23 protein-coding genes and 1 riboswitch (1 of these 24 running past the window's edge) are annotated in these 25187 nt (G+C 55.7%); of the genes, 17 read left to right on the top strand and 6 right to left on the bottom strand.

Annotation, left to right across the window (positions count from 1 at the left end):
- Position 1 precedes the first annotated feature (1 nt).
- From TPH_RS16210 to TPH_RS09190, 4 genes are all read left to right on the top strand, one after another.
- On the top strand, positions 2 to 133 hold the full coding sequence (locus TPH_RS16210) for a hypothetical protein (protein ID WP_015050925.1): 132 nt from the start codon (positions 2 to 4) through the stop codon (positions 131 to 133).
- Between the two features lie 38 nt (positions 134 to 171).
- The gene (tsaD, locus tag TPH_RS09200) at positions 172 to 1194 is read left to right on the top strand and encodes a tRNA (adenosine(37)-N6)-threonylcarbamoyltransferase complex transferase subunit TsaD (protein ID WP_015050924.1); all 1023 of its coding nucleotides are present in this window, start codon (positions 172 to 174) and stop codon (positions 1192 to 1194) included.
- A 192-nt stretch (positions 1195 to 1386) separates the two neighbouring features.
- Positions 1387 to 2160, top strand: a complete 774-nt coding sequence (gene lgt, locus TPH_RS09195) for a prolipoprotein diacylglyceryl transferase (protein WP_015050923.1) — start codon at positions 1387 to 1389, stop codon at positions 2158 to 2160.
- Positions 2161 to 2272: 112 nt separating this feature from the next.
- A complete protein-coding gene (locus TPH_RS09190; protein WP_015050922.1) occupies positions 2273 to 3616 on the top strand; it encodes a radical SAM protein in 1344 nt (447 codons plus the stop codon).
- Positions 3617 to 3720: 104 nt separating this feature from the next.
- Here TPH_RS09190 and TPH_RS09185 read toward each other — a convergent pair whose 3' ends face one another.
- The gene (locus TPH_RS09185) at positions 3721 to 4995 is read right to left on the bottom strand and encodes a LysM peptidoglycan-binding domain-containing protein (protein WP_015050921.1); all 1275 of its coding nucleotides are present in this window, start codon (positions 4993 to 4995) and stop codon (positions 3721 to 3723) included.
- Between the two features lie 4 nt (positions 4996 to 4999).
- Positions 5000 to 5195, bottom strand: a riboswitch (cyclic di-AMP (ydaO/yuaA leader).
- Between the two features lie 203 nt (positions 5196 to 5398).
- Between TPH_RS09185 and nuoE the strand changes: the two genes are divergently transcribed.
- The 9 genes from nuoE (at position 5399) to TPH_RS09135 (ending at position 14968) form a co-directional block, all read left to right on the top strand.
- Positions 5399 to 6004: an NADH-quinone oxidoreductase subunit NuoE gene (gene nuoE / locus TPH_RS09180; RefSeq protein WP_236608777.1), complete on the top strand. Its 606-nt coding sequence runs from the start codon at positions 5399 to 5401 to the stop codon at positions 6002 to 6004.
- 81 nt (positions 6005 to 6085) lie between these two features.
- Positions 6086 to 6484 (top strand): (2Fe-2S) ferredoxin domain-containing protein, encoded by a 399-nt coding sequence (locus TPH_RS09175; protein ID WP_015050919.1) that lies wholly within the window; start codon positions 6086 to 6088, stop codon positions 6482 to 6484.
- 28 nt (positions 6485 to 6512) lie between these two features.
- Positions 6513 to 8306: an NADH-quinone oxidoreductase subunit NuoF gene (nuoF, locus tag TPH_RS09170; protein ID WP_015050918.1), complete on the top strand. Its 1794-nt coding sequence runs from the start codon at positions 6513 to 6515 to the stop codon at positions 8304 to 8306.
- Positions 8307 to 8337: 31 nt separating this feature from the next.
- The gene (fdhF, locus tag TPH_RS14810; RefSeq protein WP_081578719.1) at positions 8338 to 11031 is read left to right on the top strand and encodes a formate dehydrogenase subunit alpha; all 2694 of its coding nucleotides are present in this window, start codon (positions 8338 to 8340) and stop codon (positions 11029 to 11031) included.
- A gap of 351 nt (positions 11032 to 11382) precedes the next feature.
- The gene (locus tag TPH_RS09155) at positions 11383 to 11958 is read left to right on the top strand and encodes a hypothetical protein (RefSeq protein ID WP_015050915.1); all 576 of its coding nucleotides are present in this window, start codon (positions 11383 to 11385) and stop codon (positions 11956 to 11958) included.
- Between the two features lie 171 nt (positions 11959 to 12129).
- Complete coding sequence (locus tag TPH_RS09150) at positions 12130 to 12606, top strand: flavin reductase family protein (RefSeq protein ID WP_015050913.1); 477 nt, start codon at positions 12130 to 12132, stop codon at positions 12604 to 12606.
- Between the two features lie 64 nt (positions 12607 to 12670).
- The gene (queF, locus tag TPH_RS09145) at positions 12671 to 13066 is read left to right on the top strand and encodes a preQ(1) synthase (protein ID WP_028990916.1); all 396 of its coding nucleotides are present in this window, start codon (positions 12671 to 12673) and stop codon (positions 13064 to 13066) included.
- Positions 13067 to 13152: 86 nt separating this feature from the next.
- Positions 13153 to 13860, top strand: a complete 708-nt coding sequence (locus TPH_RS09140; protein WP_015050911.1) for a tRNA (adenine(22)-N(1))-methyltransferase — start codon at positions 13153 to 13155, stop codon at positions 13858 to 13860.
- Positions 13850 to 14968, top strand: a complete 1119-nt coding sequence (locus tag TPH_RS09135) for a Nif3-like dinuclear metal center hexameric protein (protein WP_015050910.1) — start codon at positions 13850 to 13852, stop codon at positions 14966 to 14968. The genes TPH_RS09140 and TPH_RS09135 overlap by 11 nt, the downstream gene beginning before the upstream one ends.
- A 73-nt stretch (positions 14969 to 15041) precedes the next feature.
- On the opposite strand, the gene TPH_RS09130 is transcribed toward TPH_RS09135, so the two are convergent.
- Complete coding sequence (locus TPH_RS09130; RefSeq protein ID WP_015050909.1) at positions 15042 to 16124, bottom strand: helix-turn-helix domain-containing protein; 1083 nt, start codon at positions 16122 to 16124, stop codon at positions 15042 to 15044.
- 608 nt (positions 16125 to 16732) lie between these two features.
- Here TPH_RS09130 and TPH_RS09125 point away from each other — a divergent pair.
- Positions 16733 to 16969: a hypothetical protein gene (locus TPH_RS09125; protein WP_028990918.1), complete on the top strand. Its 237-nt coding sequence runs from the start codon at positions 16733 to 16735 to the stop codon at positions 16967 to 16969.
- 502 nt (positions 16970 to 17471) lie between these two features.
- Here TPH_RS09125 and TPH_RS09120 read toward each other — a convergent pair.
- From TPH_RS09120 to TPH_RS09100, 4 genes are all read right to left on the bottom strand, one after another.
- Positions 17472 to 18266, bottom strand: a complete 795-nt coding sequence (locus tag TPH_RS09120) for an ABC transporter ATP-binding protein (RefSeq protein ID WP_015050907.1) — start codon at positions 18264 to 18266, stop codon at positions 17472 to 17474.
- The gene (locus tag TPH_RS09115) at positions 18253 to 19191 is read right to left on the bottom strand and encodes an ABC transporter permease (protein WP_015050906.1); all 939 of its coding nucleotides are present in this window, start codon (positions 19189 to 19191) and stop codon (positions 18253 to 18255) included. Before TPH_RS09115 ends, TPH_RS09120 begins: the two co-directional genes overlap by 14 nt.
- Before the next feature lie 93 nt (positions 19192 to 19284).
- The gene (locus TPH_RS09110) at positions 19285 to 20334 is read right to left on the bottom strand and encodes an ABC transporter substrate-binding protein (RefSeq protein WP_015050905.1); all 1050 of its coding nucleotides are present in this window, start codon (positions 20332 to 20334) and stop codon (positions 19285 to 19287) included.
- Positions 20335 to 20688: 354 nt separating this feature from the next.
- Positions 20689 to 21345: a CDP-alcohol phosphatidyltransferase family protein gene (locus TPH_RS09100; RefSeq protein ID WP_015050904.1), complete on the bottom strand. Its 657-nt coding sequence runs from the start codon at positions 21343 to 21345 to the stop codon at positions 20689 to 20691.
- 1163 nt (positions 21346 to 22508) lie between these two features.
- On the opposite strand from TPH_RS09100, the gene TPH_RS09095 reads away from it, so the two are divergent.
- The 3 genes from TPH_RS09095 to yunB all read left to right on the top strand — a co-directional run.
- Entirely contained in the window at positions 22509 to 23660 is a 1152-nt protein-coding gene (locus tag TPH_RS09095; protein ID WP_015050902.1) for an iron-containing alcohol dehydrogenase family protein, read from the top strand.
- A 201-nt stretch (positions 23661 to 23861) separates the two neighbouring features.
- Positions 23862 to 25097, top strand: a complete 1236-nt coding sequence (gene tyrS, locus TPH_RS09090) for a tyrosine--tRNA ligase (protein WP_015050901.1) — start codon at positions 23862 to 23864, stop codon at positions 25095 to 25097.
- A gap of 63 nt (positions 25098 to 25160) precedes the next feature.
- Positions 25161 to 25187: the start of a sporulation protein YunB gene (gene yunB / locus TPH_RS09085; protein WP_015050900.1), read on the top strand. The gene runs 666 nt beyond the window's last position; the window shows 27 of its 693 coding nt (coding positions 1–27); its start codon is at positions 25161 to 25163; the stop codon falls past the right edge of the window.

Here is a 25187-nt window from a genome sequence, read left to right as displayed (position 1 = left end):
GGTGCCAGGCGCAGAAAAACTCTCCGTAGAGCGGGGGAAGAAAAAAGCCGGGCGGATTGCCGGGGACTGGCCGGCGGATACCGGCAAGAACCCGGACGACCTGGAGTTCGATCGAGAAGACGAGGATTTGTGATTCTTTCGTTAAGCTTTGGAATTAAGGGAGACAGGAGAATGCCAGACACCTGGGTACTGGGCATCGAAACGAGCTGTGATGAGACTTCAGCCGCCGTTGTCGGGGACGGCCGTGTGATTGCGTCCAGTGTTATATCTTCTCAAATAGCGGTGCACAGGCGGTTCGGGGGGGTCGTTCCCGAGGTCGCCTCGAGGCAGCATCTGGACAGGATCACCTTTGTTGTGGATGAAGCCTTAAAAGAAGCCGGCCTTGGCTTTTCCAGCATCAGCTGTCTGGCCGTCACTGTGGGGCCCGGTTTAATCGGGGCCTTGCTGGTCGGCGTTGCTGCAGCCAAGGCCTATTCTTATGCCTTGAAGATCCCCCTTGTACCGGTGCACCACCTGGAAGCCCACCTTTATGCCAACTTTCTCGCCCATCCGGAGCTGGAACCGCCCTTCGTCTGCCTGGTGGTGTCAGGGGGGCACACCAGCCTTATTCTCCTGCAGGATCACCTGAAGTACCGGCTGCTCGGCGCAACGAGGGATGATGCGGCAGGTGAAGCCTTTGATAAAATTGCCCGTGTGCTTGGGCTTCCTTACCCGGGTGGGCCTGCTTTGGAGGAACTGGCGGCCGCTGGAGACCCCTGTGCAATTCCCTTTCCCAGAGCCTGGCTTGAGGAGGGCAGTACGGATTTTAGCTTCAGCGGCCTTAAGACTGCTGTGATAAATTATCTTAACCGGCTCAGAGAAGAGGGTACCTCTCCTTACCTGCCGGATGTTGCGGCGAGTTTTCAGGCAGCAATTGTGGACGTGCTGGTCGAAAAAGCGCTCCTAGCGGCGAAAAAGGCGGGCGTTGGTAAAGTCGCCCTGGCGGGAGGGGTTGCCTCCAATTCCACTCTGCGGCGGCATTTTGAAAAGAGGGCGGCCGAGGAAGGGCTGGATTTTTATTTCCCGGAGAAGAGGCTTTGCACGGATAATGCGGCAATGGTGGCCTGTGCTGGATATTATCACTATCTGGCAGGCCACAGGGCGTCCCTGTCTCAGGAGGCGTTCGCTCATTATCCTCTGGTGCCTTGTGAATAAAGGTTTAGGAGCAGTCCTGGGCGGGTCCCAGGTGGTAGACATAATAACCTAGGTCCTGTTACTTTTGGGGATAAATGAAAGGGTGCCTTCCGAAAGGCCGCAGAAAAATCCACATAGCTATCCCCATAGCATGTGGATAACTTTGTGGATATGTGGATATTTTCAGCATATTGATTGGCGGGTGGGGTTGTCATGCGACCTGTTCTCATACATCTGGGTAATTTTAATATCTACAGCTACGGTTTTTTTGTTGCTCTGGGAATTATCGTTGCTACCCTTTATTTGATGAACAGGGTGAAGAGGAGGGGGGGATCCCCGGAAACGGTTATCGACCTGGTCCTGGTCACGGTGATATCCGGGGTCATTGGCGCCCGCCTAGCCTATATTTTACTTTATGACCCCCGTTATTATCTGGAACACCCCGGGCGCATTTTCATGCTGCAAGAAGGGGGGCTGGCCTTTTACGGTGCCTTTATTTTGGGATTATTAGCGTCCGTCATTTTCCTGCGCAAGGCGAAAATCCCCGTCCTGGGTTTTCTCGACCTGGTGGCGCCGGCTGTGGCCCTGGGTTATGCGGTAGCCCGCATCGGGTGTTTTTTAAACGGCTGCTGCTACGGTCGACCCACCGACCTACCCTGGGGTGTGGTTTTCCCGGTGGTAGACGGGTTGCGGCGCCACCCCACGCAGCTCTATTCCGTTCTGGCGGGACTCCTGATCTTTGCCTTTCTGGAATGGAAAACCCGCAAGGGTATCCGCTTTCAGGGGCAGATTTTTTCCCTTTTTCTCATTCTTTACGGCCTTTTAAGGGCCGGAATTGAGCTTCTGCGCGAGAACGCCCAGATCACCGGCGGCCCGGCAACGGCATCTCTAGCGGCTTTAGCCCTGGCGGCGGCAGGTGCTGTCTTCTATTTCGTTTTGAAAAGGCTGCCCCGCGAAGGCTGTGCCGCCCGAAGGGGAGGCAGCTAGAATGAACCGGCCGCGGCAGCATGATCATAAGATACCGCGGCGGGAGGATTTCTTATCTGCGAGTGATTAAGGAGCTGTTGCTGTACGGCCGATCGGATGGAGGGAATACCCGGTGCTCGGTGTGCTTTTGACGCAGTCGGTTCGTTATGAAAACATCCTTCCCCTTACCTCAACCTGTAATCTCCGCTGCCTTTTCTGCAGCAATGCCCAAAATCCCCCGGGGGTTGAGGTTTTTTCCATTCCTCCTCTCCCCCTGCCTCTGGTCAGGAGATTGATTCCCCTCTTAAACCCGCACCGCAAGATCATCATCGGGGAGGCCGCTTCCCGGATCAGTGAAGGCGAGCCTCTGACGCATCCGGAGTTTTGGAAGATCATGGAGCTGGTACGCAAATATTATCCGCGCACACCTGTACAGATTACCACGAACGGAAAACTGCTCAACCGTGTCGGGGTCGAACGGCTTTCTGAACTGCAGCCCGTAGTGGTCAACCTTTCGCTGAACAGCGCCACACCATCAGGTAGGCGGATCTTGATGGGTGATGATTCTGGTAGCGTTCTGGCCGCGGCATCCTGGATGGCCGAACTGGGGATGCCCTATCACGGGAGCATTGTCGCCTGCCCGCAACTGGTGGGGTGGGAAGACATCAGAAGAAGCTGGCGTTTTCTCCGGGATAACGGGGCGAGGACGGTGCGCATCTTTCTCCCCGGTTTCACAAGATACGCTCCCCGCTTCCTTCGCTTCCCGCCGCAGGAGATGTACCGCCGGCTACAGGAGTTCGTGGAGGAAGAGGCCGCCCTCTCGGCAACACCCCTCATCATGGAGCCCGCTCCAGTGGGGGGAGATGCAGAACCCTTCAGAGCTGAGGTGGAAGGGGTCATTCCGGGATCGCCTGCCGCCGCTGCTGGTATAAGAAGAGGGGATGTGATAAAGAGGGTGCGCGGTAAGGATGTGCGCTCCCGGGTTGAGGCTTACAGGCTGCTCGAACGGTTGAGGTGCCCCGTCCTCGACATCGAGGGCAGGGGGCGGGTTTCTTTTCGGAAAGGGAGGGGGGAAGCGCCGGGAGTCGTTATGAATTACGACATCGATAGGGATCTGGTCAAAAGGCTTGCCGGTGCGATCGCGAACAACCGGGCCGGGAATGCGCTCTTGCTGGCCTCAGTATGGGGCAGGCCGCGCCTGGAAAGCATCCTTCCGGAGTTGTGCCGTTCCGGGGCGCAGGTGCAGATCCGCGCCGTTCCCAGCGTCATTTTTGGGGGGTCTATCGCCTCTGCGGGGCTCCTTACCCTCTCCGATTTTCGAAGGGCGCTCAACAGGGTTGTCGAGGAGGAGGGCGATGTTTTCGATCTCGTGCTGCTACCCGGTATTGCCTTTGACCGGTGGGGAAGAGACCTCCTCGGGCGCCCCTGGTGGGAACTGCGGCGTTGCACCAGAGGGAAGGTAGATATTGTCACCTGAAAGGCAGGGAAGTGGAAGGCCTTCCCCCTCATTTTTGGGAAAGGCCTTCCTTCGTTAAAGATAATCGATTTGGTTAAGCCGGACTCCTGAATTTTCCGGTGTTGCTACTTGTAGAAGACGTGGTTGCCGATTCTTCTCACGTAGGTGAGGGTGGAGAAGAACTCTCCGTAGGCCTTGTCCGGATTGAAGAAGAAGAGCGCTCCGTCTACCGGGTCCCACCCGGCGATGGCCGCCTCTGCAGCCCGGATGCACATGGGGTCCGGTGTGATGTAGATCGTGCCGTTCATCACCGGTTCGAACTGCCAGGGCTCGTAGATGACCCCGGTAATGGTGTTGGGGAATCTGGGGTCGGCCACCCTGTTGAGCACGACGGCGCCGACGGCGACCTGTCCTTCGAAGATCTCTCCGGCGGCCTCAGCCGTGATCAGCTGGGCGAGCAGGTAGGCCTCCTGCTGCGAGACGCTGTAGCTGCCACGGGAGGGCGGGTTCGTTTGCGTTTGGCCCGACCGGCTTCCCGGAATCAGGATGGTCTGACCCGGGTAGATCTCCGTGGAGTAGAGGCCGTTGGCCGCCATCAGCGCTTCAACCGTTGTACCGTAGGCCCGGGCGATCAGATAGAGGCTGTCCCCATATTGAACGGTGTACGAGGTCCCGGAGGGCGTGCTGCCACCGCCGTTTCCGGGGATGGTGAGAACCTGTCCCGGGTAGATCTCCGTCGTCCGGAGATTGTTGAGAGACATTATCTCCTCCACCGTTGTCCCGTAGGAGACGGCGATCAGGTAAAGGGTATCCCCGCTCTTCACCGTGTATTGAAAAGTGGACCCGCTGCCCGGTGGTACGCTGCTGCCGTCATCCCCCGATTCCGGCAGGGTGAGAACCTGTCCCACTTCGAGATGTGTTGTTTTTAAGTTGTTGAGGGAGATGATGGCATCGACGCTGGTGCCGTGATCCCTGGCGATCAGGTAAAGGGTATCCCCCTTCTTGACGGTGTAGGCTTTTCCGGGTTTGGCTGCCGTCACAGGCGGGAGCAGGATGACCTGCCCTGGGTAGATGCTGTCAGTCTTCAGGTTGTTGAGAGACATCAGGGCGTCGACACTGGTGCCGTGAGCTTTGGCGATCAGGTAAAGGGTATCCCCGCTTTTGACCGTGTACCGGTCGGGGATGACGATGATCTGTTCGGGTTCGATGTAGGTGCCGGAAAGGTTATTGGCCCGCATCAGATCAGATGGGGTGAGTCCGTAATCGCGGGAAATCAGGTAGAGGGTATCGCCTGGCTCGACGATGTGGTAGTCGGCGGCATGTCCGACGCCGGCAAAGGAGAGAACACCCAAACCCAAACCGACTAATGACAACAGCAGCTTGCGCAACGATACTCTCAAAAGCTCTTCCTCCCTTTCTTTGCCTCCGGGGTAAGCTGATGGGTTCGGTTGAAAGGTTGTCCCTACGCTACCGGACTAGCAAGCTTCCGGCAGCGATTCACCCCTGGGCACGCCGTGCAGGCGTTGCCCGAAAACGGTTCCCCCGTACCGCACTTTGCTCCCAGTTTTGTTTTTTTGTGCGGATTCGGCATATTTTTTTGTAATTGTGGCATTGTTTACATAATAAATCAAGCGGTAATATTAACCAGTTAACTGATCGGAAATACTTTGCAGGTTTTTTCATCATTCCAGGAGGTTTTTTCGTTTCCCTGTCGAATAGACTTCTTAAAGAAAATAGGGTTAAGCTCCGAAATTCCCAATAGCTTTCCCGATCTGCTCCCTTGAGCGGGTCGGAAAAGAGGTTGTGAGCGGAAGACTTTATAATGCCCTGCCGTTAACGGAGACGGTTGTTCCCTGTTGTCAGGATGATGATCCTGGCAACAGGTTATTTAAAGCAAAGAGAAGGGAGGGGGATCAGATGTCTGAAGCCTGCTGTGCGGAACCTGCCGGGGATGCCCAGAAGGAAAAGGAACTGCAGCAGCTTTTTGAGAAGTGGCGTGGTGTGAAAGGGGCTCTTATTCCGATCCTGCAGGGAGCACAGAGCATTTACGGATACCTGCCGAAAGAGGTGCTTCTGCGGATAGCCAAGGAGTTGAAGCTGCCTCCAAGCCGGGTATTTGGGGTCGCTACTTTTTATGCCCAGTTTCACCTCAGCCCGCGCGGGCGCAACATTGTCAGGGTTTGTCTTGGTACGGCCTGCCATGTGCGCGGCGGGGCCAGGATTTTTGAGCAGATGCAGAAAGAGCTCGGCGTCGGCAATGGGGAAACGACTCCGGATCTGCGCTTTACGCTGGAGACCGTTGCCTGTTTGGGCTGCTGTGGTTTGTCTCCGGTCATCATGGTCAACGACGATACTCATGGGCGCCTGACTCCGGACAAGTTGAAGGGTATTGTCGAGCGGTATCAATAGTTTTTCAACCTCTTAACTCGCGAAGGGAGGTGAAGACACCAGGTTCCGCCATGATCCTGATGGGGTCGTGGAGGTCGGCGTTTGCCGGTTGAGACCGGGTGCGGCACTATGAAGCTGAAAAGCAGGGAAGAACTGATTAAGTATCGTGAGGAAGCCAAAAAACAGATGCTGGAACGGAGTATGGAGAAGACCAGCATCTTCGTCGGAATGGGAACCTGTGGTATTGCGGCGGGGGCGCGCGAGGTAATGGCGGCGATTCTCGAGGAGGTCAACAAGCGCAACCTGCAGGTTAATGTCATTCAAACGGGCTGTATAGGGATGTGTGAACAGGAACCGCTGGTAGACGTACAGCGGCCCGGAGAGGATCGCATCACCTACAGGAAGGTCAGGCCGTCGGATGTGCCGAGGATCATCGTCGGCCACGTTATGCACGGAAAGATCGTCGAAGACCTGGCAATAGCCCGCTTTGAAGAGATCTAGCGGATTTTCTGAGGAAGGAGGGATTGAGGTGCACTTGGTCAGAGCCCATGTTCTGGTTTGTGGGGGTACGAATTGTACTTCTTCGGGTTCCCAGCAGGTTCGGGAAGCCTTCAAAAGGGAGCTCGAAAAAAACAAACTGGAACAGGAAGTTAAACTTGTTGAGACCGATTGCCACGAATTCTGTGAGACGGGCCCTCTGGTGATCGTTTATCCTGAAGGTACCTTTTACGTCAGGGTGACACCAGAAGATGTTCCGGAAATCGTAAGCGAACACTTGATAAACGGCCGTGTTGTCAAACGCCTGCTTTACAAGGCTCCTGTTGACGAGACCCGAATTCCGACCTACAAGCAGCTGGATTTTTACAAAAAGCAGTGCCGTGTTGCCCTGCGGAACTGCGGCTCAATCGATCCGGAGAAAATTCAGGAGTACATTGCCAGAGGGGGCTATGAATCTTTAGAAAAAGCGATTTTTGAGATGACTCCGGAACAGGTGATCGAAGAGGTTAAGCGTTCCGGGCTGCGCGGCCGTGGAGGTGGTGGTTTCCCCACCGGTTTGAAGTGGGAGTTCTGCCGCCGTTCGCCGGGGGACCTCAAATACCTGATCTGCAATGCCGACGAGGGTGACCCCGGTGCCTTTATGGATCGCAGCGTTCTGGAGGGCGACCCCCACAGCTTGATCGAGGGGATGGCGATTGCCGCCTATGCCATTGGGTGCCGGGAGGGCTACATCTACTGCCGTGCCGAATACCCGCTGGCCATCAAGCGGTTGAAGATCGCCATTGCCCAGGCGGAAGAGCTCGGTTTGCTGGGGGAAAACATCCTGGGAACGGATTTCACCTTCAACCTGCACATCAAAGAAGGGGCCGGAGCGTTTGTTTGCGGCGAGGAAACGGCTCTGATGGCTTCCATCGAGGGCAAGCGGGGGATGCCCCGGGTAAGGCCGCCTTTCCCGGCGCAGCGCGGTTTGTTTAACAAGCCGTCCAACATCAACAACGTGGAGACCTATGCCAATGTGCCGGTGATCATCGCCAGGGGGGCAGATTGGTTCGCCGCCATGGGCACCGAAAAGAGCAAAGGGACCAAGGTGTTCGCCCTGACCGGGAAGGTGAACAACACCGGTCTTGTCGAGGTGCCGATGGGAATTACCTTAAGGGAAATCATCTTCGAAATCGGCGGCGGTATAGTTGGGGGCAAAAAGTATAAGGGTGTCCAGATCGGAGGGCCTTCGGGTGGCTGCATACCTGCCGAACTGATGGATACACCCGTTGACTACGAGTCGCTGATCCAGGCGGGAGCCATGATGGGTTCCGGCGGCCTCGTCGTCATGGACGAGACGACCTGCATGGTCGACCTGGCTCGCTTCTTCCTGAACTTCACTCAGGCTGAGTCCTGCGGGAAGTGTACCCCCTGCCGGGAGGGAACGAAGCGGATGCTGGAGATCCTCACCCGCATCTGCAACGGTGAAGGGGTTCCCGAGGATATCGAGACCCTGGAACGGCTGGGACGGGTGATCAAATCCACTGCCCTCTGCGGTCTCGGAAACACCGCACCCAACCCGGTGCTTTCCACACTGCGTTACTTCCGGCATGAGTACGAAGCCCACATTTTCGACAAACGGTGCCCGGCCCATGTCTGTACCGCACTGCTGGTATTCAGTATTGATGAGGAAAAGTGCATCGGCTGCGGGCGCTGCCTGAGAGCCTGCCCGGTTGGTGCAATTTCCGGCGCAAAGAAAGAGCCCCATAAGATCGATCCTGAGAAGTGCATCAAGTGCGGCACCTGCTTTGAGAAGTGTAATCAGGGCGCCGTTTTACGACTGTAAGGTATCATAGGGGAAAAGGAGTGTGAGAAAAGTGGCTCTTGTTACCGTCACCATTGACGGACAGACGGTACAGGTCCCGGAGGGCACAACGGTATTGGAAGCCGCCCAGTCCATCGGGATTAAAATCCCGGCCTTGTGCCATGACCCGGACCTGACTCCGGTTGGGGCGTGTCGGCTCTGCGTCGTAGAGATAGAAAATATGCGCAATCTCCCCGCTTCCTGTGTGACGACGTGCACCGATGGCATGGTGATAAGGACGAATACACCCCAGATCAGAGAAGCGCGCAAGACAATACTGGAGCTCCTTATTGCCAATCACCCCCTGGATTGCCTGACCTGTGAAAAAAGCGGGGACTGCCTGCTTCAGGAGTATTGCTACGAGTACGGTGTGACCGGGGATATCTTCGGGGGGGAGAAGCACAGCTACCCCCTTGAAGACAGCAACCCCTTTTACATCCGCGACATGAATAAGTGCATCGTTTGCGGCCGTTGCATCCGGGCCTGTGAGGAGATCGTGGGGAGAAGCGTCCTGGATTTTGCCTACCGCGGTTTTAGGACCAAACCGGCACCATTTATGGATACCCCCATGATCGATTCCGACTGCGTTTACTGCGGCAGCTGCGTCGCCGTTTGCCCGGTCGGTGCCCTGACCGAGAAAGGGATGATCGGAAAGGGCCGCAGGTGGGAGGTCCAGAAGGTGAAGACGGTTTGCCCGTACTGCGGCACCGGCTGCACCATTGACCTCAACGTCAAGGACGGCAGGGTTATCGGGGTGACCGGCAACCCTGAAGGGGATGTCAACGGGCGCTTCCTGTGCGTCAAGGGGCGTTTCGGCTATCAGTTCATCCACAGCGAAGACCGTTTGCGAACACCCCTCATCAAGAGGAACGGAAAATTCGAAGAGGCGACGTGGGACGAGGCTATCAACCTCGTTGCTGCCAAGCTGAAAGAGACAAAGGATATGTACGGCCCCGACAGCATAGCTGTTCTCAGTTCGGCCCGCTGCACCAACGAGGAGAACTACCTGTTAAGCAAGTTCACAAGAGCGGTGATCGGTACCAACAACATCGATCACTGCGCCCGCCTCTGACACGCTCCCACAGTCGCCGGTCTGGCGGCAGCTTTCGGGAGCGGAGCGATGACCAACTCTATTAATGAAATAAGCGGAGCCGATTTCATCTTGGCCTGCGGTACCAATACCGCGGAATGCCATCCGGTGATCGGCTACAAGGTCAACAAGGCCGTTCGCAACGGGGCAAAGCTGGTTGTGGTCGATCCCCGGGAGACGGACTTTGCCCTGATGGCGACCGAGCATCTGCAGCTGAAGCCGGGTACCGACATAGCCTTCTTCAACGGGCTGGCCAACGTGATCATCAACGAGAATCTTTGGAACAAGGAGTTTGTCAACAACCGCACTGAAAACTTCGAAGCTCTGAAGGAAACCGTTGCCAAATACACTCCGGAATATGTCGAAGGGATCACGGGAATCCCTGCGGAAAAGATTAAAGAAGTGGCCAGGGCTTACGCCGGAGCCGAACGCGCCACCATCCTTTACACCATGGGTGTGACCCAGCATATCTGTGGAACGCATAACGTCTTTGCGGTGGCCAACCTGGCCATGCTCTGCGGCCAGATCGGCCGGGAGTCGACGGGCGTCAACCCGCTGCGCGGCCAGAACAACGTTCAGGGAGCCTGTGATATGGGAGCCCTTCCCAACGTTCTGACGGGCTACCAGAGCGTTGCCGACCCGGCGGTGCGGGAGAAGTTCGGGAAGGCCTGGAACTGCACCGTCCCCGAGAAAGCGGGCCTTACCGTCGGGGAAATGATGAATGCCGCCGCCCAGGGGGACGTCAAGGCGATGTTCATCATGGGTGAGAACCCCGTTTTGAGCGACGCCGATATCGGCCATGTGGCTGAAGGGCTGGCAAAGCTCGACTTTCTGGTGGTTCAGGACATTTTCCTGACGGAGACCGCCCAGTATGCCGACGTGGTGCTCCCCGCCGCCTGCTTTGCAGAGAAGGACGGTACCTTTACCAACACAGAGCGCCGCGTCCAGCGGGTGCGGAAAGCCGTAGAGCCGCCGGGAGAGGCCCTGGCGGACTGGGAGATCATCTGCAGGCTGGCTAATGCCATGGGTTACCAGATGAGCTACTCATCACCGGCGGATATCATGGACGAGATCGCCGGCCTGACGCCGTCCTACGGAGGCATTTCCTTCTCCCGCCTGGAGCAGAAGGGGATCCAGTGGCCCTGCCCGACGCCGGATCATCCGGGGACGCCGTTCCTGCATGCCGAGAAGTTCAGCCGCGGCCTGGGCAAGTTCCACGCTGTGGAGCACGTTCCGCCGGACGAGCAGCCTGACGAGGAGTATCCCTTTATCCTCAGCACCGGCCGCCGCCTGTACCACTACCATACCGGCACCATGACCAGGAAGGGCGTTCTGAATGACTTCATGCCTGCCGATTACCTGGAGATTAACAGCGCTGATGCCGGACGCCTGGGTATCAATGATGGGGATAAAGTCAAGGTGAAGTCGCGGCGCGGTAGTATAAAGATCACCGCCAAGGTAACGGATACAGTGCCGCCGGGTGTCGTCTTCGCCTCCTTCCACTTTGCGGAGACACCGATAAACAGGCTGACGAACCCGAAATTCGATGCCATTGCTAAGATTCCGGAGCTGAAGGTCTGTGCTGCCAAGGTCTGTGCCGTCAATGTGACCAAATAGCGGTTTGGTCGAAGAACGCCGGTCCCTCCTCGAGGGGCCGGTTTCTTGTTTTTCTTAAAGAGGCCTTTAGGAAAAATGTTTCGGATCATCCCGGCGCTGGCACCTGGCCTGGCTGGAACCCTGCCGACAGTTAGCCGTTAGCACCCGGTCGCCGGCCGCGCTGGAAACTGCTTTCCTTTCCGGCGAGCGGCTCTATCCAGCCTTGTCTTCACCTAGGTAAATGTCGTTCTCTTGCTCTGCTGCGGTGCCAGAAAAGCCGCCCTCCATGCTGCCCATCCCGCTAACAAATACTGCCGGGCATAACCGGAGTCATTCTCCATTAAATTGTTACAAAAAAGGTGGGGTGAGAGGATGATCTACATCAGGAAGAGGTTCTTGTTGTTTCTGACGATATCCGGCGTGCTGGGAGTTTTGCTCTTTGCCATCGGTGCCGAATCGGGGGTGATCGCCGCCGTTTCCAACCGGATTGCCCCCGAAGTTGAGACGAAGAGTTACCGCTATCAGGACGTGCCTTTAAGAATTTCCCTTCCGGCGACCACTGCCGTCACCGAGGACTATTACAGCAGCGGGGAGCTGCTTCTCAACTCTTATCTGCAGGATGATGCCCTCAACTATCGCGGCTATATCCAGATCTGGAGGGTGGCTGACCCGGAAGGCTTTATCAGGCGGAGCAAGATGAACAGCAACTATAACTTTACCTCCTTTGAGCACCGAAAAATAAGCCATCAAAGGTATCAGGGCTTTCTCGTCTCCTGGGCGGCGCAGCTTCAGGACGGCAGGCACGTTTCCGGTCGGGATTACATCCTGCAGAAGAAGGGAGAGAGCAGCCAGTTTCTGCGCATCTCCCTGGTTGCCGAAGGGACGGCCTTCCCGGAGAAATTGAAAGAGGTCGGCGAGAGGATGTTCTCCTCTTTGGCCTGGAATTAGTCGCGAGCGGAAATGGCCGGGGCGGTTTTTGGGAACACCGGAGTTTTCGAGGTGGGCAAGGTGCCGGATTTTTGGGCGAGGGTTTCCGCCGGTGATGCCAGCATTGCTTGATCTTCTTCCAGAGTTAATTAAAATTGTATAGGGAAGCTTGTAGAGGGGGGTTTTCTGCTCATGGGCGCAATCCGTCAAGCACTGCAAACACTACCCGCTCCAGTAGCCTTGATCGGGGCGAAGGATGGGGATAGACACAATATCACCACCGTTGCCTGGATCTGCCAGGAATCAGGGGATCCTCCTCAGGTGATGGTCTCCATTGCACCACAGCGCTTCATTCACGATATGATCGTCAGATCAAGGGAGTTTATGGTCACCGTCATGGGTGAGGGAGATGAAGAGGCCGCCCTTTTCTGCGGGACGAAATCCGGGAGGGATGTGGACAAAGTTAAGGAACTGGGACTCCCCACCGAGCCGGCTGAGGTGATTGGTGTCCCCAGAATTAAGGGCGCCCTCGCCAACCTTGAATGCAGGCTTGTTGACAGCCTGGTTTCCGGCGATCACACCATCTTCGTCGGGAAGGTGGTGGCGGCGACCTTCCTGGAAGGGCGGCGCCCCTTGGTCTGGAGCCGGGGAAAAATGGGATTGCTGTGAATGCATTGTTTATGCTGGATCCCTAAATCTTATATAAAAAGGAGAGTATCCGGTGGAGCAGAGAGTGGAAGATAAATACGCGCGGCGCTGGGATGTCGATTCTTACGACACCATCGCTACAGAAGTTCTGGAAGCTATTCCTTTTGAGTACCCGGGGAGCAAAACCGACGTGGTTTACACCGATCCCGAGTTTACATCGGTATGCCCCTGGACCGGGCTGCCGGATTTTGGAACACTGACGATCACCTATGTGCCTGGAGATAAGCTGGTAGAACTCAAATCTTTGAAGTACTATCTGAATTCCTTTCGCAACGTGGGGATTCTCCAAGAGCATGTTGTAAACAGAGTCAAAGAGGACCTTGTCAAGCTGTTAAACCCCGTCTCTTTGACGGTGGAAGCCGAATTTCGGCCGCGCGGCGGTATCAGCACCTATGTTCGGGCAGATTACCGGCGCGCTTAAACCTCTGTTGTTCGTCATCCCCTGCCTGATGATGCAGTCGATGATGCCTGCCCCCCCGGATTTCCTTAAAAGAAGGGGGAACGCCCTTGAAAATACCGGAGAGGATTATCAGGATTGCCGGTTTTATCCCTAAAGGCACCATTGCTGCCGATATCGGTACGGATCATGCTCTCCTGCCCGTTTTTTTGATTCAAAACGGCATTTGCCCAAAGGTGATCGCCTCCGACCTCTATCCCGGCCCCCTGGAAACGGCGAAGGCCAACGTTCTTCTTTTTGGACTCAATGCGTTAATAGAGATCAGGCAGGGTGACGGTCTGCAGCCGCTGAAGCCGGGAGAGGCTGACGTGATCGTGATTGCCGGGATGGGGGGGGTAAAAATCAAGGATATTCTCGCCGCCTCCCCTGACGTTCTCAAGTCCGCGCGGCGCCTGGTCTTGCAGCCCCAGAGCGCGGCCGGTTGTCTGCGCCGCTGGTTGCTGGAGAATAACTGGTCGCTCGTGGATGAGGATTTGGTTCTGGAAGGCGGGCGATTTTACGTGATTATCGTTGCCGAGCCCCGTCCTTTCGACTCCTCTGATGCCGGGAGTGAGGATGACCAGCTCCTCGAGATCGGGCCGCGTCTGGTGGAGAAAAGGCATCCCCTGCTCGTCCCGTTTCTCCAGGAGAAGATGAAGAATATGGAGAGCGTTTTGAAAGCTCTGCGCTATGCCCGTACGCCCGCAGCCAAGAAGATGCGGCAGGAATGGAAGAAGAAAATTGATTTTATTAAGGGGGTAATTGAAGATGCCGGTTGAATGCCGGACCGTTATCGATTGGATGCAGGAATGGGCGAGGCCCGAGTTCGCCGAGGAGGGTGACCGGATCGGGCTGCTGGTTGGGTCACCGTCACAGAGGGTAAAAAAGCTTCTGGTAACCCTGGAGGTTACGGATGAGGTAATTGCGGAAGCGTCTGCCGTTGGTGCCGATTTGGTCGTTTCCCACCACCCCCTGTTCCGTGATCCCCTAACGTCTCTCAGGGACGATCTTTATCCCGCCTCCCTCGCCTGCAAGCTGGTCAAGGCAGGGATTGCCCTGTTTGCCGCCCATACCAACCTGGACGCAGCTCCGGGGGGAGTCAACGACATCCTGGCGGAGCGCCTGGGTCTGATCGATGTGGAACTGCTGCTGTCTACTCACGAGGAAAAGCTCTACAAGGTTGTCGTTTTTGTTCCCGAGGGGCATGAGGATGAAGTGCGCCGGGCGATGTGTTCCGCAGGCGCAGGGTGGATCGGCAACTATTCCGACTGCACCTTTCAGGTGGCCGGCACGGGTACCTTCCGCCCCCTGGAGGGGACGAGCCCGTTTATCGGTGAGACCGGCAGACTGGAAAAGGTCGGGGAACTGCGGATCGAAACGATCGTCCCCGAAAGGAAGCTGCCTGAGGTCCTGCAGAGGATGATTGCCGTCCATCCCTATGAGGAGGTCGCCTATGATGTTTACCCCCTCAAAAACCGCGGGAAGGAAACCGGCCTGGGGAGGGTGGGCAGGCTTCCTGAAAGAATGACGCTGGCCACCTTTGCGGGGCATGTCAAGAAATGCCTGGAGCTGGACGCCGTCAGGTTCGTAGGGGAACCCGACAAGACCGTCTCCAGGGTTGCCCTCTGCGGGGGGAGCGCCATGGTTCTGCTGCAGCATGCCGTAAGGGCCGGCGCCGACGTCTATGTGACTGGGGACGTCAGGCACCATGGAGCTCTGGAGGCCATGGCCCGAGGGATTGCCCTAGTGGATGCCGGACACTACGGGACGGAACGGGTCGTCGTTCCTGCCATCGCCGGCTATCTCGAAGGCAGGGCTAAGGAGGCCGGCTGTGATCTGGAAGTGGTGATTTCTCGGGTCAAGACCGATCCTTTTCGCCATTTATAACTGAGCTGGTTAACTTATGCCGGCTTTATCTTTGGCAGCTTTTTCCCCCGGCATAAAGCGCTGGGGCGGCCGCTTAGATCTCCGCCGTAAGGAGAGTCAGAACTGCCCCGAATTCCGGATTGTACATGGACTCCTCATAAACTTTTTCTTCCGGGGATGCATCGAGAAACCAGTAAGACGCGGGAACGTATCCGCCGCGGGATGTTTTCTGCGCCGGGGGATCGGAGAGAAGCCCAGCGGCGAAAGAGTGGGGGTGAAGGGTTTCCACAACCGGCCTGTTCCCCTGAAAGGTCTTATCAATGGTCATGCTGCCGGTGTTGACCAGGGTGTATCTTTTGCCGGTATATTCGATCAGGGCGTTTGCCAGGGCGAAGAGGGACACCCGGTATTTTTTGTGCGCTAGCTGCTCCAGCTGCTCAAGGGACGGCCTTTTTTCCAAGATCTCCTTTTCCAGGTGCAGTTTCGGCATCAGCAGGGCTGCAGCGAACCTGTTGGCCTCCATTTCCATGACATCTTCGGTTTTCAGCGATGACGTGCCGTGTCTGCGACAGAAGAAGGCGCTTTTTAGATGCCAGGGGATGATGTGGTGGCCGAGTAGGTGGGCAATTGTGAACCTCTTGCGGATCTCACTCCCGGATTTCTCGTCGAGAAGAATGATGCTGCCTTCGGGAGCTTTAAAAAGAATTCCTTCGTGCTCCAGTCCGGAAGTTTCGATGATTTTGATGCCGAGGCTTTCGGCAATGAATTGGATGTCTACGGGCGGCGCGCTCTGTCCGGTTTGGGACAGCAGGTAATCTGCATATTCTCCCGCGTCATCGAAAACGGGAGCCTCCAGCGATAGGCTCTGGTTGATTAAAAAGTAGGCGAAATTCAGTATTTTAACCCTTTTCTCTTCCGTTAAACACTGCATTGTTTTGATTATGGCCTTGATAGTTGGGTCGCTCGTTAGCTCCCCGGCTTCACTGCTCCCTATCAGATAGTCGGTCGATACTTTCAGTGCTCCGGCCAATTTGATCAAGGCTTCGTAGCTCGGACGCCGCTCACCGGATTCGTACTGGTTGATGGCGGCCGGTCTAAGCCCCGCTTTTTCGGCGAGCTGTGTTTGATTGAGATTCAGTTCTCTCCTCCGCTGCGCTATCCTCCGGCCAATCGACACGACCGATCCTCCTTAACAGTTTGGTTGCCAATATTATAACATATGAAAAAAATGAGCAACAACAATCAAAAAAAGGAAGCGGCTTTGTCTTTTTAAAAATTTTCAAATACTGGTTGACTTGGTATTTAACATATGTTAAAATATAGAACAACAAAATGTTAAACGATAATATATCCGCTGGCTGTCAGCTAGAAAAAACAAGACTACGAGTGATCGTGGTCTTGTTGAATGTGCGCCTGGCATGGGCGTTAACCTGGTGGAGAAGGGCGAAGATCTAGATTTCCCCGCAAGGGGTCTGCCCGCGGGAGGGAGTGGCGAAGCCACGGGGGACTGCGGGAGGGCCGAGACCTTCTCCGGCAAAAAGCGGAGCGGCACCTCGCGGAGACCAGAGTATTTATCTTCGTCAAGCTTGGTGAACCGCCGGATGCGGACCCGCATGTCTGGTGGTGTGAGAGGACGGGGGCTAACCGTCCCCTCCTACTCGATTTCAGTAGCTGTTTAAACCAGGAGTTTTCGGCGATTAACACCTGTGGGTCGGCAGTGCGGTAGTATACGGGAAGACCGGGAGGAAGGCAAGGTACGGTGCTTCTTCCCTGCAACAGGAGGCCTTGCAGCTATTCTTTTATGAAAGGTGGAGCGGTCAGGACATGGAGGGGAGAAAAACACTCATGGAGGATAAGGGCTTGACCCGGCAGAGGGATGAAGGAGGCAAGGAGGACGTGAGGTGCATTTGCAACAGGCTCATCTGTGTGTGCAACGGCAGCACGCTGGAGATCAAGTGCTCCAAGTGCAAGCGGCTGATCCAGATCGAGACCGCTGGAATAATGGGGGTTAAGATCTGCTGAATAGAGTGGTTAAAGCGGGTAACAGGATTAATTTAATAAACTGGAAAGAAGGGAAGAGCCTCACAACTCCACAAAAGCCCAAGCGAGGCAATTGAAGAGGAGGTCGAAGAGCCTCCTTTATCATTGTTTCTATGAAGACGGGAGGAGATGATCCGGGGTCTAGGGTAAGCTACCGAGATCCCCCTTAGGGGAGCCGGCATTCTTTCCTGCGGGGTTCTTTTTTTCTATAAATCCCTAGGGAAGCGGTGCAGTTTGAAGAGGGTGTTTACGTAAGGGAGGACGCAGAAGAGGAGTAGCGGTGAGACGGGAGCGTTTCCCGCAAAAACTCCCCAGCAGCCGAAGGGCCTTCCCTGGCGCAATATTGTGATTACGCCGGCGGTTCGGTAAAGGGGAGATGACCATACTAGGCTATTGCGGTGTGAAGCAGCCCGGGCCGGTGCCTCATTGTTACTCCTTTGCTCTTCGTGAGAAAGGAGCTGATTCAGAACCGGCCCTCCGGCATTCAGCCGAGCAGCATCCTGTCGTTGTCGAACTCCGTTCCTATTTTGCGGTTGAATTGCTCTATCAGCCACTCAACGGTGACTTTTTCTTTATCCTTGCTGTTTAAATCCATGATAATTCTGCCTTCGTGCATCATAATGGTTCTGGTGCCGTATTCAAGGGCGGCCTTGATGTTGTGGGTGATCATGATCGTGCAGAGCTTTTCTTTCTTCACGATTTCGTCGGTCAGTTGCAGGACCTTCTTGGCAGTCGCCGGATCGAGGGCGGCCGTGTGCTCATCGAGCAGCAGCAGCTTCGGTTTGACGATCGTCGCCATGAGCAGGGTAAGGGCCTGACGCTGCCCGCCGGAAAGGCAGCTGACCTTTTCCTTGAGCCTGTCCTCAAGCCCCAGCTCCAGCAGGGCGAGCTTCTCTCTGAAGAGAGCTCTGTCGGCCTTAGTTATTCCGGCTTTCAGATTCTTCGGTTTCCCCTTGGCGTAGGCAATGGCCAGATTCTCTTCTATGGTCATGTCAAAGGCTGTGCCTAGCAAAGGGTCCTGAAAGACCCTCCCGATATATTGGGAGCGCTTATACTCCGGCGTGTAGGTGATGTCCATGCCGTCGAGGAAGATGCGGCCTGAGTCTATTTCGTAAACACCGGCTATACAGTTTATGAGTGTCGACTTTCCCGCTCCATTACCCCCTATGACGGTGACGAACTCACCCTCGTCGAGAAAGAGGCTCAGATTGTCAATGGCGACTTTTTCGTTGATGCTCCCCTTGTTAAAGGTTTTGCAGATGTTTTCAACCCTGAGCATTGCATCTGCCCCCCTGGTAACCAGCGGAGTTGGCCCTTCTGTTTTGGAATGAGAGAACCTTCTGCTTGATTACGGTCATCGACAGGGCAACCGCTACGATCGCTGCCGACACCAGCTTGAGATCTGTTGGCGGCATACCCAGCCACAGGGCGACGGCGATCACCAGCCTGTAGACGATGGCACCGAGCACCACCGCCAGAAGCCTGCGCATCAGCGTTTTCACGCCGAACAGAACTTCGCCGATTATGACCGAGGCAAGTCCGATGATTACCATTCCGATGCCCATGCTCACGTCGGCAAACGTCTGATACTGCGCTATGATGGCTCCTGACAGAGCAACGAGGCCGTTCGACAAGGCAAGCCCTATCAGTATCGTAACATCTGTGTTCACCCCGAGTGCTCTGACCATTTGCTGATTATCCCCTGTTGCTCTCAACACAAAGCCCAACCTCGTTTTCAGGAAAAAGTACAGCAGAAGTACGATCAGGACGAGTATTAGCAAGAGAAACAGCAGCACGGCGTACTGTACCTGCGCAAATTCCTGCAGAAAGCTGAACATCAGAGGCTTGTTTAGGAGAGGGATATTCGGCTTGCCCTCCATAACTTTAAGGTTTATCGAGTAAAGCGCCAGCATCATCAGTATGCCTGAAAGCAGGGGCTGAATTTTGAGCTTAGTCGTCAGCAGTGCGGTGCAGGTGCCGGCAATCCAGCCTGCCAAAAAGGCCACAGCCAGCCCGCTGAAGGGCTGGCCGCTGCAGACCATTACCGCCGACACGGCGGCACCCAATGTGAAACTGCCATCTACCGTCAGGTCGGGTATGTTCAGCGTTCGGAAGGATATGAAAACGCCGAGCGCCATAATCGCATAGATGACGCCGAGTTCCATTGAGCCCTGTAGTGTTGCTGCCAATGATGTTAGCGACATACCGGGTATCGCCTCATTCTATAAACTAAATATATAAATAAACTGCCATGAACATTGGTGCCGCCGCTGGCGGCATGGTGGTCTACTGATAAACTATTTTCCGAAGATCTGTTTTGCTTCCTTGACTATATCATCCGGGAAAGTAATGCCTATCGCCGCAGCCGTTTCCTGATTGAGATAGATGTCCATCTCATCCATTAGCTTGACGGGCATGTCTGCCGGGTTCTTTCCGTTCAAGATCTCGATCGCCATCTTCGCAGTTTCTTCTCCCAGAACCTGATAGTTGATTCCGTAAGTCGCCAGCCCGCCGTCTTTGACCATAGAATCGGCGCCGACGTAGATCGGCTTCTTTGCCCTTTTGGCAACCTGGGCGACGACCGGCATGGCTGAGGCAACGGTGTTGTCAATCGGTGAGAAGAGGATGTCGGCCTTTTCCGCAAGGGACTGAGTCACCTGCTGTACCTCCGAGGTGTTGGTGACCGTGCCCTCGATCACCGTCATTCCGTTCTTGCTCGCGTACTCCTTGAGGTCGTTGATGACCGACACCGAATTGGCTTCTCCAGAATTGTAAAGCGCGCCGATGGTCTTAAAACCGGGTGTGATGCGTTTGGCCAGCTCCATTATCTTCTCTGCGGAAACCGCGTCTGAAGTTCCGGTCACATTGGCACCCGGCCGGTCAAGGCTGGCCACGAGGCCTGAGCTGACGGGATCGGTGCAGGCTGCAAAGAGCACCGGTATCTCCTTCGTTTCACCGGCTGCTGCCTGTGCCGAGGGGGTGGCGATGGCCACGATCAGATCGTATTTATTTCTGGCAAACTTCTGACAGATGCTCTTCAAGTTGGTCTGGTCGCCCTGGGCATTCTGGTAATCGATTTTGATGTTCTTTCCGTCCTGATAACCTTCCTCTGCGAGCTTTTGGATGAACGATTCTCGGATGGTGTTAAGTGAGGGGTGCTCCACGATCTGGACGATGCCGATCGTCTTGACGCCGTCTCCGGTAGTGGACTGGGCATCGTTGGATGCAGCACCCGTCGAATCGCCGTTGCTGCATGAGGTGAAAACTCCGACGCATAAGAAAAGGAGGGATCCCAGCAGAACTGCCTTCAACAGCTTTCTCAGCTCAACTGATTTTGACCTTCTCATCTCGCCTCTTCTCCTCTCTTTTATTTAATAATGTATCGCCTATCACCCGCCCTTATGAAGACGGGTGCAGTCGCCCACCGTTCCTTACATTTATGCTGCCCTTATCCATCCGTTAACGCCGGAAATGCCTTTCCTTTCTTCGCTCCATTGTGGCTGAAAATTCGGCGTTCCCGGTTCTCTTTGGCCGGAAATGCGTTTTTTTTCTCCTCTTGTCACCGGTTTGAAGTGATGGTAGCACAAGAATTGCAGATCTGTCAATGTTTTTAAAGCTTTTTCTTTCTTAAAGCAGGGCATATAAACGAACTCACAATTGGTTTTGGCTCTCCACGATGCGCTGCCCTGTTGTGCCCGCATTTATCTCTTGGCGATCACATTGGCGATTCCCTGAAAAAGAAACAGCCACACCAAAACGATTTCGATATAAAGGCTGCCCAGGCCGATCCGGTGCCAGATTGCTCTGTCGGTCATCTTGCTGAAAACGATCAGCATAAATCCCAGCAGCACGGTGACGAATTGCAGCCGCTCGATGGTCGTTGACCTGGAGTTAGCCGCCCCCATGGCGATGGCCAGTGCCCGCTTCCTCCCGTCGTCTGTGCTGAGGCGGGCGACGCGAATCCTGTCCGTTATGAGCACGCCGATCTGCGGGGCAGCCATGAGGACGATTACTATTGCCGGCAGTAATCCGGTTAGCAGGGCCAGCACACCCGTCCAGATCCCCAGACACCAGTCTGCGATCTGATCCAGATAAGCCCCTTTGCGCGAACACTGGCTGCGCAGCCGCGCCAGCGGGCCGTCGATGAAGTCGGTCAAGATGGCTGCGGTTAAAATCCAGATCTGCGGTGCCAGGGACTTATTAAATAGATATAAAATAAATGCGGATGAAACCAGAATCAGGCGCGTCCCTGTGATGTGATTGGGGCGAACCCAAGTGGGAAGCAGCGCCAGCAGGGGCTTCACGGCATTATCGCGGATCCTTTCCTCTGCGTCTGTAAGCCGCTCTGAGAGGTTCATTCTGGTAACTTCCTTCCGAATCAGCGCCGGTCGTCGGAGCGGTGTTGGCGGTGCTGAAAAGCATTATCAGCCGGCCAGGCGGTTCTCGAGAGGCCTTCTATCGTCCTGTTTATCGATCGGTTTCCACTTCATAATTTATGAATAAAAACCGGTCAGAAGTAACGATAAGCCGTTCTTAAACTTACGGGATCTGTCGCCTTGATGACGAAAGCATAGGATAGAGTCGAAGACCGCCCATCTTGGTTTAAATTCGTCGCATAATTTGGAAATCCTGGTGGGCAAGTCGACCAAAAAGCCCTCTGCCCCTGTAGTATCTCTCCAGAGGGTAATTGTAGTTCTGCTGCTCACGCTGGGCGTAGCTGTTGAACAACTGCTTGAGTGGGGATCCTATGACTGCTGTGCATAGGACTTGTACTTGGCTATGTAGACCTCCTCATGCTTTTGCTGGTCTTGTAGAAGCGTTCTTTCTTTCTGGTTCAACTGATTGGCCATTATACTATGACCTGCCTTGAAAATAGACCGCATACCCTGCCGGCCTACCGCTCGACTCCCGATTCCAGGCCGGACAGGACGACGGCTCGCTTCGGGACAGCTCTGGGATGCTGCGTAACAAGTTGCAAACTGCTTCTGCCAATCGCAGCGTTTAGCCTCGCAGCAAATCCATTCCATCGCAGGTCAAGGGGTGTCTGTACTCGCATCCCGACCTGTCATCCTCGCTTCGCCTGTCCTGTTACCCGCCTTCCATAGGTCGCTCGCAGGTAGACCCGGCGGGGATTTTCATACTCTGTTGGTGCCGCAGGAGCGCGGCGTGAGGGTCTGCCCTGAAAATACGCTTCGGTTTATCCTTGCGCTTGCTCCCGGATCTTTCGGTTTAACCGCCCTAAAACTCGTCGATAGATAAGCAGCCGACCGGCTTTTCGTTTCCCTGCCGCAGAGTCGCCTATCTCGACATCCTGTCTCGATCCGGCTGCCGTTTGCTGCTCCTTCGTCAAGGGCGAGTAACAACCCCCGTCAGGTCGCTGCGCCGGCAAGGATAAACCCTTTTTTCGTTTGAAAAAGTAGAACATCACTATGGTGGTGATAGAAGCCAAAAACCCGGTACTTTTCAAGATTCGGCAGGGTTATAATATCTCCAGACGGATTCAGATGCGAGGTGATGGCTGGTGCTCTTTGACTTTTTGGTGACACCGCGGATTATCTTCGGGCCGGGGAGCAGCGGCCGCCTGGGGGTAGAGGCGAAAAGCTTCGGAAAGAAGCTGCTGCTCTGCATGGGGAAAAAGTCCCTGCAGTCCGGCGGGATGATCGAGAGGGTGGTCGGCCCGCTGAAGGCGGCGGGGTTGGAGGTCGTTTACTTCGGCGGAATCGCTCCGGAGCCGACCCTCTCTGTTGTTGCGGAGGGGCTGCAGATCGCCCGCCGCTACGGAGTGGAGCTGGTCATCGGAGTCGGGGGCGGGAGCGTCATCGATGTGGCCAAGGCGATCGCCGGTCTCTACTTCCAGGAAGGCCGGGTTGAGGATTATTTCACAGGGGCACGAGAGCTGGGAGAAACGGTGCTCCCTTGGATCGCCGTTCCCACCACCGCCGGTAGTGGAGCGGAGGTTACCAGGAACGCCGTGCTCAGCGATCCGGCAAGCGGCCGCAAGCAGAGCATCAGAAACGACTCCTGGACGGCGCGGGTCGCCGTCGTGGATCCTGTTCTGACGATGACCATGCCCCGGCGTTTAACCGCACAAACGGGGATGGATGCCCTGACCCATGCCCTGGAGGCCTATACCTCGCGCTGGGCAACCCCTCTGACTGACTGCCTGGCCCTGGAAGCGGCTGTTCTTATCTGCAGGAATCTTTATTCTGCTTACAGGAAAGGGAGCGACCGGGAGGCGCGCCAGCAGGTGATGTTGGGCAGCCTGATGGCCGGCATGGCCTTGAACAACGCCCGGGCGGGGGCGGTGCATGCCCTTGCTCATCCGGTTGGAATCCGCTACGGGATCCCGCACGGAATGGTCTGCGGGATTCTGCTGCCCTTTGTGATGGAATTCAATTTGACGCATGCAGCGGAGAAGTATGCGCGGCTGGCCCGGGAGTTGGGGATCGTTTCCGGCGATGGCGGTGCTGAGGAGGCGGCCGAGCGCCTGCTGCACTTTGTGCGGGCGCTCAAGCAGCGGCTGGAGCTTCCCGCCAGGCTTGGTGAAGTGGGGCTGGAGGAATCTGACATCCCGGAGCTGGTGGAGGCTGCCCTGGAGTCGGGGTCGCTGGCCGCCAACATTCGCAAGGCCGCCTTTTCCGATCTGGAGGAGATCCTCAAGAAAAACCTCTAAACGACTTTACCTGTGGCAACAGGAGAATAGGGGTGTAAGGTTTTCAGAGGGTTTTTGATTTGTGTTTGGAGCGTGCTTTGCGGCAGGACTCGCGGGCATTGGCTTTCCCCGCTGCAAAAAGAGAGGTTTTTTCTTGCCGGTTAGCAGAAAAAATGGTATGTATTATTGCAGATGTGAAAAGCAGGATGGGAGGATTTTGGTGTGTCACGTCTGATTAAGGATTTGCAGAAGCAGCTGGAGGTTATCCGGAGGGGAGTTGTAGAGATCGTTCCTGAAGATGAGCTGATCCGGAAGCTGAAGCGTTCTCTGGATGAAGACAGGCCGTTGAGGGTCAAGTTGGGGATGGACCCTACCGCTCCGGACATTCACCTGGGGCATACGGTTGTGCTTCACAAGCTGCGGCAGTTCCAGGAGCTGGGCCATGAGGTGGTGCTGATCCTAGGGGATTTCACAGGACGAATCGGAGACCCGACCGGAAGATCGGAAACCCGCGTCCAGCTGACGGAAGAGCAGATTAAGGAGAATGTCGCCACCTACAAGGAGCAGGCGGGGAAAATCCTCGACATGGACCGGACACGAGTTGTTTTCAACAGCACCTGGCTGGCGAAGCTCACCTTTGCTGATGTGGTAACGCTGGCGGCGAAGTACACGGTTGCCCGGATGCTGGAGCGAGACGATTTTGCCCGCCGGTACCAGGAAGGCATCCCCATCGGCATTCACGAGTTTCTCTACCCCTTGATGCAGGGCTACGACTCTGTTGCTCTCAATGCAGATGTTGAGCTGGGGGGGACCGATCAAAAATTCAACCTCTTGGTCGGACGGGATCTGCAAAGGGAATTCGGCCAGGAGCCCCAGGTGGCAATCATGGTGCCGATTTTGGAGGGCCTTGACGGTGTCCAGAAGATGAGCAAGAGCCTGGGGAATTACATTGGAATCTCCGAGCCCCCAAAAGAGATTTACGGGAAGGCAATGTCCCTGCCGGACGAGCTGATCGTTCGTTACTTCGAGCTGGTAACCCCGGTATCTATAGAGGACGTTAGGGAGATTAAAAGCGGCCTGGAAGAGGGGACGCTGCATCCGCGCGATGCCAAGATGCGGCTCGCCCGCGAGCTCGTCAGGATGTTTCACGGCGAAGAAGCTGCTCAGGATGCCGAAAAGGAGTTTGTGGCCGTCTTCCAAAAGGGGGAAATCCCCAGCGATATGCCGGTTGTCGTTCTCGAATCCGAAGAGCTGGGTGATGACGGCGGCATCTGGTTGCCTAAGCTGTTGGCGTTGGCAGGTCTCGTCGAGAGCACTTCTGCGGGTAAAAGGTTTATCGGCCAGGGTGCGGTAAAGATCGATGGGGAGAGGATCGTTGATCCCGAGGCGCGCCTCATCGTCAAGGACGGGATGGTCATCCAGGTCGGCAAAAGAAAATTTGCGCGCATCGCCTTGTAAATTTTGCGGTGAGACACCTTCTCGGTGGCGTAAACATATAATGTAGGGTCCTTTCCCGAGGAGGTGGCAGCGCTGTTTCGACGGGTGCAC

It is taken from the genome of Thermacetogenium phaeum DSM 12270, from assembly GCF_000305935.1.
In the GTDB taxonomy this organism is placed as follows: domain Bacteria; phylum Bacillota; class DSM-12270; order Thermacetogeniales; family Thermacetogeniaceae; genus Thermacetogenium; species Thermacetogenium phaeum.
This window is presented reverse-complemented; position numbering and strand designations above follow the sequence as displayed.